The sequence below is a fragment of the Brevibacillus nitrificans genome (assembly GCF_003710965.1).
Lineage (GTDB): Bacteria > Bacillota > Bacilli > Brevibacillales > Brevibacillaceae > Brevibacillus > Brevibacillus centrosporus.
In genome coordinates, this window is sequence record NZ_RHHU01000013.1 from 34,123 (window position 1) to 46,827 (window position 12,705).

The 12,705-nt window shown below is 46.0% G+C and carries 14 protein-coding genes and 2 pseudogenes; 12 read left to right on the forward strand and 4 right to left on the reverse strand.

Annotation, left to right across the window (positions count from 1 at the left end):
* Positions 1–437: 437 nt before the first annotated feature.
* Positions 438–659: pseudogene (locus EDM59_RS21180) on the reverse strand (TetR-like C-terminal domain-containing protein); the annotation flags it as partial.
* A 7-nt stretch (positions 660–666) separates the two neighbouring features.
* Here EDM59_RS21180 and EDM59_RS31465 point away from each other — a divergent pair.
* From EDM59_RS31465 to EDM59_RS21205, 5 genes and pseudogenes are all read left to right on the forward strand, one after another.
* Positions 667–926 (forward strand): annotated as a pseudogene (locus EDM59_RS31465) (MFS transporter); the annotation flags it as partial.
* Between the two features lie 23 nt (positions 927–949).
* Positions 950–1,147 (forward strand): SDR family NAD(P)-dependent oxidoreductase, encoded by a 198-nt coding sequence (locus EDM59_RS21190; RefSeq protein WP_122925443.1) that lies wholly within the window; start codon positions 950–952, stop codon positions 1,145–1,147.
* A gap of 94 nt (positions 1,148–1,241) precedes the next feature.
* A complete protein-coding gene (locus EDM59_RS21195; protein ID WP_122925444.1) occupies positions 1,242–1,631 on the forward strand; it encodes a VOC family protein in 390 nt (129 codons plus the stop codon).
* 102 nt (positions 1,632–1,733) lie between these two features.
* Positions 1,734–2,057, forward strand: a complete 324-nt coding sequence (locus EDM59_RS21200; protein WP_122925445.1) for an ArsR/SmtB family transcription factor — start codon at positions 1,734–1,736, stop codon at positions 2,055–2,057.
* Positions 2,058–2,155: 98 nt separating this feature from the next.
* The gene (locus EDM59_RS21205) at positions 2,156–3,157 is read left to right on the forward strand and encodes an NADP-dependent oxidoreductase (protein ID WP_122925446.1); all 1,002 of its coding nucleotides are present in this window, start codon (positions 2,156–2,158) and stop codon (positions 3,155–3,157) included.
* Between the two features lie 311 nt (positions 3,158–3,468).
* Here EDM59_RS21205 and EDM59_RS21210 read toward each other — a convergent pair whose 3' ends face one another.
* The gene (locus EDM59_RS21210) at positions 3,469–4,656 is read right to left on the reverse strand and encodes a cation:proton antiporter (RefSeq protein WP_122925447.1); all 1,188 of its coding nucleotides are present in this window, start codon (positions 4,654–4,656) and stop codon (positions 3,469–3,471) included.
* Positions 4,657–4,890: 234 nt separating this feature from the next.
* Between EDM59_RS21210 and EDM59_RS21215 the strand changes: the two genes are divergently transcribed.
* The 3 genes from EDM59_RS21215 (at position 4,891) to EDM59_RS21225 (ending at position 7,567) form a co-directional block, all read left to right on the forward strand.
* A complete protein-coding gene (locus tag EDM59_RS21215) occupies positions 4,891–5,487 on the forward strand; it encodes a TetR/AcrR family transcriptional regulator (protein WP_246011164.1) in 597 nt (198 codons plus the stop codon).
* Positions 5,477–5,941 carry an SRPBCC family protein gene (locus EDM59_RS21220; RefSeq protein ID WP_122925448.1) on the forward strand — a complete coding sequence of 155 codons (465 nt, stop codon included), beginning with the start codon at positions 5,477–5,479 and terminating at the stop codon, positions 5,939–5,941. Before EDM59_RS21215 ends, EDM59_RS21220 begins: the two co-directional genes overlap by 11 nt.
* 378 nt (positions 5,942–6,319) lie before the next feature.
* Positions 6,320–7,567, forward strand: coding sequence for a multidrug effflux MFS transporter (locus tag EDM59_RS21225; RefSeq protein ID WP_183192994.1), 1,248 nt, complete (start codon positions 6,320–6,322; stop codon positions 7,565–7,567).
* 66 nt (positions 7,568–7,633) lie between these two features.
* Here EDM59_RS21225 and EDM59_RS21230 read toward each other — a convergent pair whose 3' ends face one another.
* Positions 7,634–8,191, reverse strand: coding sequence for a TetR/AcrR family transcriptional regulator (locus tag EDM59_RS21230; protein WP_122925449.1), 558 nt, complete (start codon positions 8,189–8,191; stop codon positions 7,634–7,636).
* A gap of 223 nt (positions 8,192–8,414) precedes the next feature.
* Between EDM59_RS21230 and EDM59_RS21235 the strand changes: the two genes are divergently transcribed.
* The 3 genes from EDM59_RS21235 to EDM59_RS21245 all read left to right on the forward strand — a co-directional run bounded on the left by EDM59_RS21235 (position 8,415) and on the right by EDM59_RS21245 (position 10,601).
* Positions 8,415–9,464 carry an NAD(P)-dependent alcohol dehydrogenase gene (locus EDM59_RS21235; protein ID WP_122925450.1) on the forward strand — a complete coding sequence of 350 codons (1,050 nt, stop codon included), beginning with the start codon at positions 8,415–8,417 and terminating at the stop codon, positions 9,462–9,464.
* Positions 9,465–9,552: 88 nt separating this feature from the next.
* Complete coding sequence (locus EDM59_RS21240) at positions 9,553–10,164, forward strand: SDR family NAD(P)-dependent oxidoreductase (protein WP_122925451.1); 612 nt, start codon at positions 9,553–9,555, stop codon at positions 10,162–10,164.
* A 41-nt stretch (positions 10,165–10,205) separates the two neighbouring features.
* Complete coding sequence (locus tag EDM59_RS21245) at positions 10,206–10,601, forward strand: (R)-mandelonitrile lyase (RefSeq protein ID WP_122925452.1); 396 nt, start codon at positions 10,206–10,208, stop codon at positions 10,599–10,601.
* Between the two features lie 152 nt (positions 10,602–10,753).
* Here the strand turns inward: EDM59_RS21245 and EDM59_RS21250 are convergent, their stop codons facing one another.
* Positions 10,754–11,380, reverse strand: a complete 627-nt coding sequence (locus tag EDM59_RS21250) for an RraA family protein (protein WP_122925453.1) — start codon at positions 11,378–11,380, stop codon at positions 10,754–10,756.
* Positions 11,381–11,618: 238 nt separating this feature from the next.
* On the opposite strand from EDM59_RS21250, the gene EDM59_RS21255 reads away from it, so the two are divergent.
* Positions 11,619–12,683 carry an isocitrate/isopropylmalate dehydrogenase family protein gene (locus EDM59_RS21255; protein ID WP_122925454.1) on the forward strand — a complete coding sequence of 355 codons (1,065 nt, stop codon included), beginning with the start codon at positions 11,619–11,621 and terminating at the stop codon, positions 12,681–12,683.
* Positions 12,684–12,705: the final 22 nt, after the last annotated feature.

Below are 12,705 nucleotides of genomic sequence, written 5' to 3' on the forward strand. Positions count from 1 at the left end.
AATTTCTGATGAAGGCGAGGTGTCTCCTATGGGGCAACGAAATAGTTGGTTTGTACACGTTGCATTTATCAGACGCCAGAAAACCAATACAGCACACAGAAACGGCAGTCCAATCTCGGCTGCCGTTGTTATAGTGGTTCCCCGATACTCTTCTTCTAATTAACAGCCGAGCTTGTCGAACGGGATGTATCCATTTTGGCGTACAGAGCCACATGCCCTGCGCCTGGAACAATATAGAGTTCCTTCGATTCACCCGCCAGCTTGTCGGCGTCTTCGCTAGAAGCTATAGAAAAGTGTAAAAAAACAGTGGTGACGTAAGACCATATTTTCCGGTCTATCGGCACCGCTGTTTTTTTAAATGGGGGACATTCTCAAGCTTGTTTTCTGAGACTGGAGATTTTGGACGGGTTGAAACAGGGGAAATAGGACGCTCCGAATTATAGAGTTCTCTCTAACAAAGCTTCCACTTTTTTAGCCATAACCTGGGGAGGGTAAGGCATCCCATTCTTTATCCACCATTCGATTACACCGACATAAGCGGTCCCAGCATATTGCAAAATAACGTCTTCACTAAAATCAGGATTTTTCCTGCTTTCTGTGTCAATCTCACCTTTACACCCATCGATGATCAAATCAAACAGCCGTGTTCGAAAAGAGGAAGCCCCTATGTGGGGAGTTATGGCTGGAATAGGGGCTAACAATAATCAATATTGGATTACGTCTGCAGCTCCTGAAGCTCCTGACTTCGCGAATGGTTTGTTTTTATCATCTGTCAACCTAGGAACGACAATGGGTACAGCTGTAGGGGAATTTCTGAATTAGGCACGCAATACGTCGTCTTCGTGAGATTTTTATCGTTGCTATTGAGTTTGGTATTTATTTTAATGAGAAACTCTTATGAACAGTCCTGCAAAGCAGCAGTCTAGATAAGCATAAAAGGAGGATTTTCATGTCAAAGGATGTACACGTTGCCCTTGTCACTGGCGGGAATCGAGGAATGGGCTATGAGCTGGTCAAACAATTGGCCATGAATGGTTGTAAGGTCTTGCTCGCGAGTCGGGATCCAGGGAAAGGTCAAGTATCGGTGCAAAGATTGAAGGAGTCTAATTTGGACGTTTCGTTTTTGGAGATGGATGTCGACAAGTAACAGGAGAGATTGTGTCAGAAGTTCATATAGTATTGTATAGACTGGTGTTCAAGAGGATAGCCATGCGAGGAAGTACCGAAAGGAGTAGGACCAAATGAATCTACGTCTTGAATTATTTGTTGAATGTATAGAAACATCAGTTGCCTTTTATAGAGACATTCTAGAATTTCATGCACCAAAAGAGATTACAAATACTTATATCTCGGTAAGGAAGGGGAATATTACATTAGGCTTGGGGGAAATGAAAAGACTCCCTGTGAGCCATCCCCTTAGAGTCTCTAATGATTCACAGAAAAAAGGGTTAGGCGTAGAAATTGTAATCGAGGTTGACGATGTAAACGAGCTCTATCATAAAGTAGTGGCAAAAGAGTATCCATTGGAAACGAAACTGACAAAACGGCCATGGGGATTGGTGGATTTTAGAATCATGGATCCCGATGGATATTATTTGCGTATGACATCCATGGCTATTGATGAATCATAGCTTCTTCATTTTGAAATCCGCAACCTTTAGCTTGATATTATTAAGAAAATGATTATAATTACGTTTAAAAGATTAAACGAATGAACGATAGGGGCGAATCGTATGAGCCAGCAAACCGAGCATATTCTACAACAATTTAAAGATTGTATCCCTCTATTGGAAGTGCTGACCGATGAAAACCGCCAAGCGATTATTATGCTGCTGGCACAGAACAAATCGGGTCTTAATGTGAATACAATTTCAGGCCATATCAATTTGTCCAGGCCCGCTGTCTCCCATCATTTAAAGGTGCTGAAACAGTCTGGTTTTATTAAATCCGAAAAAAAGGGCGTAGAAAATTATTACGTATTGACTGTCCGCAAACCGCTTGAACAACTCAAATCATTAATTACTGCAGTTGAAGCCGAGTGCGATGGGCATCAGTAATTTTCAAAAAACGTAAAAAGGACTACAGGAGAAAAGACTTATTTCGCCCAATTGGTTCATTTGTTTAAACGAATAATCGTAAATGGAGTGATAATTTTATGAAAGCGATGATCATTGAGAAATACGGGAAACAGGTTCCATTCGCAATTGCTGAACAACCAATGCCTACTGTCGGAGAACATGATGTGCTAGTGGAAATTCATGCGGCCAGCTTAAATCCTATCGACTTTAAAATTAAGGAAGGGAAAATGAAATTCCTTTTGAATTACAAGTTTCCTCTCATCTTAGGAAATGATTTCTCCGGAGTTGTAGTCAAAGTTGGTAGCCGGGTGAATACCTGGAAGCCCGGAGATGAGGTTTACGGGAGACCCCGCAAAAACCGTATCGGAACATTAGCGGAATTTATTGCTGTTCATGAGGATGATATTTGGCTGAAGCCGCAAAACCTGACCTTTGAAGAAGCGGCATCGATCCCGCTGATTGGGCTTACAACCTATCAAGCTTTTGTGGATATTTTAAAGCTCCAAAAAGGACAAAAGATATTGATTCATGCAGGTTCGGGAGGAGTAGGAACCTTTGCTATCCAATTGGCCAAGCAGATGGGCGCTTTTGTCGCCACAACAGCAAGCGATAAAGGCTATGAATTGGTTAAATCGTTGGGGGCAGATCTCATTATTAATTATAAACAAGAGAATTTTGAAGAAAAGCTTACCGGATATGACGCTGTTTTCGACACTTTAGGCGGGGAAGCCCTGGAAAAATCATTCCGGGTACTGAAACCAGGCGGACAAATCGTATCCATCTCCGGCATGCCAAACGCCAGGTTTGGAAAAGAGGCAAAATTGGGTTGGGTGAAAACAGCCATTTTGTCTATCGTGGGACGTAAAATCAAAGCACTAGAGAAGAAATACCATACGCGATACCATTTCCTCTTCATGAAACCGAGTGGATCGCAATTGAAGGTGATAAAGGAATTTATGGAAGAAGGTCTCATTAAGCCTGTTATCGATAAGGTGTTTCCTTTGAAAGAGGTAGGGGAAGCATTTCAGTACCTGGAAAGCGGAAGGGCAAAAGGAAAGGTAGTCATTCGAATAAAGTAATATTAGAGGAAATTCAAACTAATCCATAGATCAGGGAACGAAACGGCGAGCGTTCTTTCAATGGAACAGCGACAGTCTAGGACAATCTTTTCTCGTCCTCAGCTGTCGCTGTTCCAATTTCTAGGTCAGTCTAAAGCTTAATTATAGGGAGAGTCTGACGGAAGGCGATTTGAAAAAACGCAATGCAGAAGAGAACTGAGCTGGTTTGCATCATGATTGTGCTTGGGGATCTTCGTTGCGAATATTCAAATGGATTCTAGACGTGACTTACCAAAAGAACGAAACTATCAGAGTCATACCGCATACAGGACCTAAGAATGCTTCTTAATACTAAGGGAGAAGATCATTGGCGATAACACAGAAGTAATGATAGCGACCACAATGGCTGCATCTTGTATTCCCCTGTTAATTACCCCCAGCCTTAAACCGATCGATGTCGCCACAACGATTAGCGTCATTCTTGATGAGAGGAGAAAGCCTCCAGCAAGAGCTCTTCGCATGTCTAGAATTGGTGCGAGACACATCATTGGGAGTACTTTAACGATGTAGGCTGTGGAAAGGAGAAGGGGAACCCAACTGATTGCAACGGGAGATTTTACAAATTCCTCTATATGAAAATGAAAGCCGACCATAACGAAGAAGATCGGTATGATAAAGCCGTATCCAATTCCCTCGAGCTTCTCCTTAAACGGGTGATGATCTTGGAGCTGTAAACTCGATAAAAGAAAACCGGCCAAGAAACTACCTAAAATAGGCTCTGAACCTGTCATGTCGGTAAAGATGCCGTATAGGCCTAGAATAGCGAGTAGTCCTTGCAATTGGACAGTAAAATTTTTGCGGATCTCCATTTTCCAATACAAGCTTTCCCTTAACCTGAGTATGGTCTGATAGAAAATGACTGATAAAGGCAGAAGTAAACCTACGGAAGCTTGACGCCAAGTCAAACCAGTATAGTAAGATCCTCCAATCGTGGAGAGTACGATCATGGTTATGAGATCTGCGAGAATGGCAGACGTTAGAAGCAACTGGCCGTACTGGGTATGGATGATTCCCGTTTCCTTGAGAACGGGCATTACAATTCCAAGAGAGGTTGTCAAAAGAATGAGCATCATCATCCAGGACTGTGTAGACGGGTCAATCTGGTGTATTCGCATCCCGATCAGCAGGGCCAATATCGCACTCCCCATAAATACGAATAACCCAATGATTAAAGTATTTTGCCGTAGCTTTGTCCGCTTTTGAAAACGAAGACAGGTTAAATCGACTTCCATTCCTGACAAGAACATTAAATAGTAAAGTCCAAATTCACTTAATCCGTCCAGCCATTTTATATCCTCTTGACGAAACAGCTCTTTCCCGTAGTAGGAAATAACCATTCCTAAGATCAAATAGGTCAAAACAGATGGAATTCGGAAAGCTTTTGTTTTACTAAGCAGAATTTGCGCTCCGAATATAAAAAGAAATATCCAAAAAAGAGAGAGTAAAGGACCATTTCCCATAATAAGAAGTCACCCCATTCCTTATAAGGTATGCTAGTCCGATTCTCCATTATAACAATGAATCATTTTCTTCACGTATGCGTACCTGTTCCAAAAAGAATGGCTGCAAGGTGTACCCCTAACCCGTGGAAGATATTGACATCGGAAACAAAGAGGATTATGATAAACTCATTAAATGATAGTGGGCACTAACTAACGTATTTTCTCCCGACCAGTGCCGGGAAGGATGAGGATTTGGAAGACAAGCGGACATTGGACAGTAAAAGCAGGTTGATGCTGGCTGCCATCGACTTAATGGCCGAAAAAGGCTACAAGGGAGTATCGACCAAGGAAATCGCTGCAGAAGCGGGCGTCAGCGAAATGACGTTGTTCCGCAACTTTGGCAGCAAGTTCAATTTGCTGGAGAAAGCGATTGATCGATATCATTACTCAATTGAAATGACCCAGATCTTTAACGAGAAAGTCACATGGGATCTGCGGACGGACCTGCTTATGTTTAGCCGAATGTACCATGAAATCATGGACCGTAACCGCAAATTATTCCTCATCGTCTTACGGGACGACGAACTGATCGAAATCCGCGAGAGGGCACAAAAGCATCCGCGTAAATTGCTGGAGCTGCTGACGAATTATTTTACCGAAATGCAGAGCCGGAGTCGAATGATCCAGACTGATGCGGAAACACAGGCGATTACGTTTATGTGGATGAATTACGGTGCCTTTATGACACAGCTCTTCGGGGCGTCGACAATTACGAAAGTAACCTTGCCCGTATTTATAGAGTCGAGTATCGAGCTATTCGTGAGGGGGTTGCGTATAGATGAGCACTAAATCGTCAACATCGAACAAAGTTGTCGGTCTAACGGCTTCAACGGGCTTTCAGATCGGGGTTCGTAGAACGTTGCCAATCTCGCCGGAGCAGGCATGGGAGTATCTGACCTCTGCAGAAGGGTTGAAGCTGTGGATCGGGACCGTATCGCCCCTGTCCTTTCATGAGGGGGAGACCTTTCATTCCAGCGAGGGTATTTCCGGCCAATTCCGGGTCGTCAAACCGCATCGGCAGCTCCGCTTGCGATGGGAGAAGCCGGAGTGGGGGGAGTCGTCCACTCTGCAAATTCGGCTGCTGTCCAATCAACCAGACAAAACGACGATCAGTTTCCACCAGGAAGGACTGGACAACTCGCTTACGCGGGAGCAGATGAAGCTGCACTGGGAAGGCGTATTGGCGGCCATTCGGGAACAAACGACCCACACCAAGCATGGTGAAGTAGAGGAATCAAGATGAACAGGAAAGCTTCTGCCTGAACTGGGATTTACGCGAACTATCCACAGTACGAACGGAAGGGTATTGGCTGCGGAGGAGAGCTCCCGAGCCCAGTTTATTTTGCAATCACGGAAACAACAAAAAGTCCCGATGCTACAGTCGGGACTTTTTTGCGTGGAGAATGCTCGAAAGATGTGACCTCCAAATACGATCGAAATATCCGCCAAGTTATCTTATATAATGAACACTTTTAGCGATTGTGTTGATATATCAACAAGTTGCGTTCTTTTAACCATTGAACACGAGCCTTTCGTTTATATAATAGTAGACGTAAGTTGAATAAACGAATCATTTCGTTCAATGGATTTGCAGAATAAATGAAAATGAGGGGAGCAAGCAATGACGGAAAATAAAATGAAAAATTACTCCCTCCGATTTGCTCTGTTGTTAGCTGCATTTTCTGCGTTGGGGCCGTTCACGGTGGACATGTATCTCTCGTCACTTCCGAAGGTTATGGATTTTTTTGGAACAACTGCTTCCATGATTCAGGCAAGTTTAACCGCCAGCTTGTTAGGATTAGGCTTAGGGCAGATGATAATGGGACCTTTAAGCGATATATACGGAAGACGATTGCCTTTGCTAATCTCCATGATTTTGTACATCTTGACCTCGTATGGATGCGCCTATGCTCCGAGTATAGAATGGTTTATTGCATTAAGATTTATCCAGGGAGCTGCCGCTTCCGCCGGGCTTGTCATTTCGCGCGCGATTGTTCGTGATCGGTATAGCGGTGTCGAAATGACAAAGTTTATATCACTGCTGACGATGATAAGCAATGTAGCTCCATTAATTTCTCCTACCGCCGGGAGTATGGTCGATTACTACAGTTCGTGGGTAGGTGTGTTTATCTTTTTAAGCCTGCTGGGCCTATTATTAACTGGGATGACATTCTGGGGGGTAAAGGAAAGCTTGCCAGTGCAGCAACGTGTGCCAAGCAACCTCAGCACGTTAATAGGAAATTATAACGGATTGTTCCGAAATCGGTCGTTCATGGGATATGCCCTCGTCAATGGCCTATTGTTTGCAGGCGTATTTGCCTATGTTGCAGGGACTCCATTCATTTATCAAAACATTTACGGTGTGTCGCCGCAAATGTTCTCGATTCTTTTTGCGTTAAACGGCCTAGCCATCATTTTGGGATCTCAATGCGTCAAGCTGCTTGCAGGTCGAGTGACTGAACGTCGTATTTTTTTAATCGGACTATCAGTAGCGTTTATAGCTACTGCTGCAATCTTATTGACAGTGCTTACCCATGGCCCTTTATCCGGCATGTTTATATCGATCTTCTTATTCGCCGTTTCCATTGGGATCATAGGACCTATTTCTTTTACACTCGCTATGGAATCGCAGGGGCACATGGCAGGGAGTGCTTCCGCAGTTCTGGGTACTCTTCAATTTGCTCTAGGCGCCGTTGCGTCCCCGCTTGTGGGAATCGCGGGTGAGAATTCGGCCATGCCTTTCGGGATCATTATTTTTGTGACCAGCCTGTTATCCATCATTTCCTATATCGTGCTCGTTCAAAGAGATAAAAAAATCACTAGCGACAATAAAGGCAAACGAATTCGTACAAATAGTGACTCAATGTAATGGATCTGTTAAGGAAACAACAAATGGGGCTCCTTCACTTGAGAAGGGGCCCCCATTCATGATGGCTCACAGACTTCTCTCTAACAAAGTCCCAACTTGTTTGGCCATTACTTGTGGCGGGAAGGGCATTCCATTCCTTATCCACCATTCAATTACACCTACATAAGCTGTTCCAGCATACTGCAACATAATATCTTCGTTTAACTCCGTATTCCTGCCGCTCTCTCTGTCGATTTCACCCTTGAAGCCCTCCAAAAAAGAAGCAAGAAGCCGCGTTCTGAAAGATGAGGGGGCTCCTTTCGCATCTTTGCTTGCTAACATGGTTGAAAAGAATAAATAATTCTGCTCAAAATACTCAAAAAAAGGTACGAGAGCATCGCTCCAATCCATCTGGCATGCCCATTTCTCCATCTCACCCAATTCATTTAAGTGAGTTTCTATGAGTTTATCCAATAAATCATACTTATCCTGATAGTGAAGGTAGATGGTTCCTCGGTTAATGTTTGCTCGGTCGGCAATATCCTGAATGGTAATGTCATCGAAGTTTTTTTCAGTCATTAGCTCGATGACAGCCTTTTTCAAGGCTTCCTGGGTTTTAAGAATTCTCCGATCCACTTTCGTCATTGTAGATAACCACCAAACTTTCTAAGATAATGAACATTTTGGCTTGCTGTGTTGATATCTCAACAGTTCGCGGATTATTAACCATTGAACGTAATCCTCTTCATTATATAATAGTAGACATAAGTTGAATAAACAACTTAATTCGTTTATCAACTTGGAGCCGCCTTTATTAGTGTCGGGAAGTAAACCATACAATATCATTTACACATAGAGGAGGATTTATATGATTTCTGCTAATGCACGTGCTGTCTTCCATTCAGAAGGTCCGTTCAAACTGACCGAGATCGAACGTAGGGATCTTCAGCCGCATGATGTTCTCATAGAGATTAAATACGCCGGTATATGCCACTCTGACATTCATTCGGCTCGCGGAGAATGGGGACCGGTCCAATATCCTTTTGTCCCAGGCCACGAGATCGCCGGAATTGTCACCCGGGTCGGTTCAGAAGTCACCAAGTATGCCGTCGGCGACCGAGTAGGAGTAGGCTGCATGGTCGACTCCTGTGGGGAGTGTGTGCATTGCCATAGGGGAGAAGAGCAGTATTGCCTGAATGGAATGACGGGCACCTATGGGTCTGTCGACCGGTACGGGCAGTATACGCAAGGAGGTTATTCCACCTGCATCGTCGTCACAGAAGACTTCGTGGTGAAAATTCCTGACGGTCTGGAGCTGGACGTCGCCGCACCGCTCTTGTGTGCCGGCATTACCACATATTCGCCGTTGCGACATTGGGGAGCTGCTCCTGGCAAGAAGATCGCTGTTGTGGGACTTGGCGGGCTTGGACATATGGCTGTAAAGATCGCGCACGCCATGGGAGCAGAGGTTACGATTTTGTCGCAAACCTTGAAGAAGAAAGAGGATGGCTTGCAGCTTGGTGCAGATCATTATTATGCTACGAGTGATCCGGAGACGTTCAAGAAGCTGGCCGGTTCGTTCGACCTCATTTTGAATACGGTGAGTGCGAAGATTGACATGAATGCCTATCTTTCGTTGCTGGCGGTGGATGGTACTTTGGTAAACGTCGGTGCACCATCGGAGCCGCTGCCGGTTCAGGTGTTCTCATTGATTCCTCAGCGTCGCTCGTTTGCCGGTTCGTCCATCGGTGGAATTCGCGAAACACAGGAGATGCTGGACTTTTGCGCCGAACATAACATTACTCCTGAAATCGAGGTCATTTCCGCTAAACTGATCGATGAGGCCTGGGAGCGCGTCCTTGCTTCGGATGTCCGGTATCGTTTTGTGATCGATATCAGCACAATGATGAATGAATAACCGAATATCTGGTGAAAAAGGGGAGATCATCTCGAGGAGGAATTCTGCATCCAATCTTAGAAATAGCTGAGAAATGGGAGGGGTGCAAATGTCTAAGGAGAAAAAAGTCGCACTGGTTACCGGTGGGAATCGGGAAATTGGATATGAGCTGGTCAAACAGTTGGCTTTGACTGGGTATAAGGTCTTTTTGGCAAGTCGTGATCCCCAAAAAGGTTATGAAGCTGCGCAAAAATTGCAGGAGTCAACATTGGACGTTTCATTCTTGCTGCTGGATGTAGAGCGAGAGGAAAACATTCGTCAAGCAGCAACAATGGTAGATGAGCTCGATGGAAGGTTAGACGTGCTGATTAATAATGCCGGTGTTTATTTGGATGAGAATGAAACGTTATTGTCAATGGACCCTTCCCTTTTAAAGCGAACGATGGCAACGAATTTCTTCGGTGTTTACCATGTGATCCGTTCCTTTATTCCCCTGATGGAAAGGCATGGATATGGGAGAATCATAAATGTTTCTTCTGAATACGGTGCGATCAGTGAAATGTCCTATCAAGGCGCTGGCGCTTACAAGTTGTCTAAACTGGCCCTAAATGGATTGACACGATTGGCGGCTACGGAAATCAAGGGCGATATTAAAATCAATGCGGTCGATCCCGGATGGGTAAGCTCAGATATGGGAGGTACCGATTTTATTAGAAAATAGTAGTTCTCGACCTATAAACTTTCAATGGAGGTATTTGAGGAATGGAAATCAAAAGAGTAGGCTCGCAATCTTCCGGCAAGGGACCGTCTGATTATTTTACCGGCACGGTTCGTATTGATCCCCTGTTTGAGGCACCCGAACCTGCACGCGTAGCTGGAACGAGCGTGACGTTCGAGCCGGGGGCAAGGACGGCATGGCATACTCATCCGCTAGGCCAAACTCTGATTGTAACTGCGGGCAGCGGACGGGTACAGCGTTGGGGAGGTCCGATAGAGGAAATTCGCCCAGGTGACGTGGTCTGGTTCCCGCCGGGCGAGAAGCATTGGCATGGGGCTTCTCCTACGGCAGCGATGACTCATATTGCCATTCAAGAACGACTGGACGGTAAGGCGGTCGATTGGTTGGAGAAAGTAAGTGACGATCAATACCAAGCCTGATTGGATGGGACAAAACGAGCGTAAGAAGACTTTTTTGACAATCTCTTGCGCTCGCTAACGGGCTGCCTCGCCTTCATCTCTTGGTATTTCAGCAGCCTCGATTGTCCTTTTCATAACCTCTGTTCCCCGCTATACGTGCATGGTATCCCCTTTTAAGCTTTTGCCGCTCCAATAAATTTGTCCAAATAAGCCCGAACCGACTCCGGATTCCCGGAAACACTCGCCTCTCGCTCCTGGTCTTTCGCCAGTTTATCCAGAGCCTGCTGCAGGATCTCTTCTTCCTGCGCTTGCGGGATCACGACTACGCCGTCTGCATCCCCGACGATGATGTCTCCTGGCTGGACGCTGGCTCCGCCGCAGGAGATGGGCACATTCAGTTCGCCCCAGCCGGCTTTGCCACTGGCAGCCACCGTTGTTCCTTTGCAAAAGACAGGAAAGTCCAGCTGCTTGATGCCGACGATATCCCGGATGACACCGTCTACGACGATTCCCTGTATGCCCAAGGTTTTGGCGAGACCCACAATGAAATCGCCGGCGATGGCGCGATAGGTGTCTCCTTTTGCATCGATGACGAGAACGTCCCCGGGCTGTGCCTCGCGAATGGCTTTCAGAACAGCCAGATTGTCTCCGACAGGCATTTTGACGGTAAAGGCTCTCCCGGCCAGATGGTATTCCTCTTTTAAAGGCTTGATGGAGCTATCCATGTTATGAAGTCCTTGCATCGTATCAGAAATGCAGGTGGTAGGAACACTCTGGTATTTCGCGACGATATCCGACATTGCTTCTCCTCCTTAGGGGCATGAGTGATCAAGGTACATGCATTATACGTTACGTCATGACTGGCTGAAAAATAGCTTGTGTTTATCACGAGCCATAACCAAACGAGATAATAACCAAAAGCTATGGGACCCGATTCGAAATCCGTATTTTATTTCGCTCCTGATCTGGATTACATTTTTTACAGATGACTCGTACTTGCCTCGCAAATAAACGTCTGTAGAAAGGACTTGATGGAATATGGCAACTTATCAATTGGGAGTGTTGTACGGAGATGGGATTGGACCGGAGATCGTGCAGTCCACAGTAGAGGTGCTGCAGGCAGCAACGGAGCATGTAGAAGGAACCTCATTCGATTTTGTCGAGCTGCCTATGGGATGGACAGGTATTCAAGAACACGGAGAACCTATCCCTGCGATTACCAAAGACTCGCTGGTTACCTGTCACGGATGGATCATGGGGCCGCATGACTCTTCGGCATACCCACCAGAGCACCAAGCGAAGAGAAATCCGAGCGGAGAGCTTCGCCATCATTTTGATTTGTATGCCAATGTAAGACCGAGCAAGACGATCGCTGGCGTCAAAAGCCTGGTGGGAGAAGCCGATATGGTGATCTTCCGTGAAAATACGGAGGGCTTCTACCCCGATCGTAATATGCACGCAGGCAGCGGAGAATACATGGTAAATCCGGAGACTGCCATCGTAACGGGAGTGTTTACGAAAAAAGCTGCCGAGAGAATCGCGCACGCCGCCTTCCGCATGGCGATGCAGCGCCGAAAGAAAGTCACGATTGTTCATAAGGCGAATGTGATCAGGCTGGGCTACGGATTGTTCCTGAATACGTGCAGAGAGGTAGGCAAGCTGTATCCCGAGGTGCAGGTAGAGGATTACCACATCGACGCAATGGCTGCGCACATGGTTCGGCGGGCGAAGGACTTTGACGTGATTGTGACGACCAATATGTTTGGAGACATTCTCTCCGACCTGGCGGGTGAGCTGGTAGGAAGCCTGGGACTGGCACCTTCGATTAACACCAACGACCATCAGGCGATGGCTCAGGCTGCACATGGCTCTGCTCCAGACATTGCAGGGAAAAACATAGCCAATCCGGTGGGAGAGCTGCTGTCTGCGGTCATGCTGGTAGATTGGCTGGCGAGCCGTCATGAGGATCACGGTCTGCATCAGCTGGCAAGGAAAGTGGAAAACGCCATCATGAAGACGATGTACGACGGTATCCGCACGCGTGATTTGGGCGGAGAGGCATCGACAACGGAATTTACCAAAGCGATTGTGGAACGGCTATAAATTCGGGGGAAGCGGGGGATGG

Bases quoted from the DNA above. Each gene is read 5' to 3' on its own strand.
- EDM59_RS21235 (WP_122925450.1), top strand. From the start codon at position 8,415: ATGATTTCTGCTAATGCACGTGCTGTCTTCCATTCAGAAGGTCCGTTC.
- EDM59_RS21255 (WP_122925454.1), top strand. From the start codon at position 11,619: ATGGCAACTTATCAATTGGGAGTGTTGTACGGAGATGGGATTGGACCG.
- EDM59_RS21245 (WP_122925452.1), top strand. From the start codon at position 10,206: ATGGAAATCAAAAGAGTAGGCTCGCAATCTTCCGGCAAGGGACCGTCT.
- EDM59_RS21190 (WP_122925443.1), top strand. From the start codon at position 950: ATGTCAAAGGATGTACACGTTGCCCTTGTCACTGGCGGGAATCGAGGA.
- EDM59_RS21250 (WP_122925453.1), bottom strand. From the start codon at position 11,380: ATGTCGGATATCGTCGCGAAATACCAGAGTGTTCCTACCACCTGCATT.
- EDM59_RS21225 (WP_183192994.1), top strand. From the start codon at position 6,320: ATGACGGAAAATAAAATGAAAAATTACTCCCTCCGATTTGCTCTGTTG.
- EDM59_RS21195 (WP_122925444.1), top strand. From the start codon at position 1,242: ATGAATCTACGTCTTGAATTATTTGTTGAATGTATAGAAACATCAGTT.
- EDM59_RS21205 (WP_122925446.1), top strand. From the start codon at position 2,156: ATGAAAGCGATGATCATTGAGAAATACGGGAAACAGGTTCCATTCGCA.
- EDM59_RS21210 (WP_122925447.1), bottom strand. From the start codon at position 4,656: ATGGGAAATGGTCCTTTACTCTCTCTTTTTTGGATATTTCTTTTTATA.
- EDM59_RS21240 (WP_122925451.1), top strand. From the start codon at position 9,553: ATGTCTAAGGAGAAAAAAGTCGCACTGGTTACCGGTGGGAATCGGGAA.
- EDM59_RS21230 (WP_122925449.1), bottom strand. From the start codon at position 8,191: ATGACGAAAGTGGATCGGAGAATTCTTAAAACCCAGGAAGCCTTGAAA.
- EDM59_RS21220 (WP_122925448.1), top strand. From the start codon at position 5,477: ATGAGCACTAAATCGTCAACATCGAACAAAGTTGTCGGTCTAACGGCT.
- EDM59_RS21200 (WP_122925445.1), top strand. From the start codon at position 1,734: ATGAGCCAGCAAACCGAGCATATTCTACAACAATTTAAAGATTGTATC.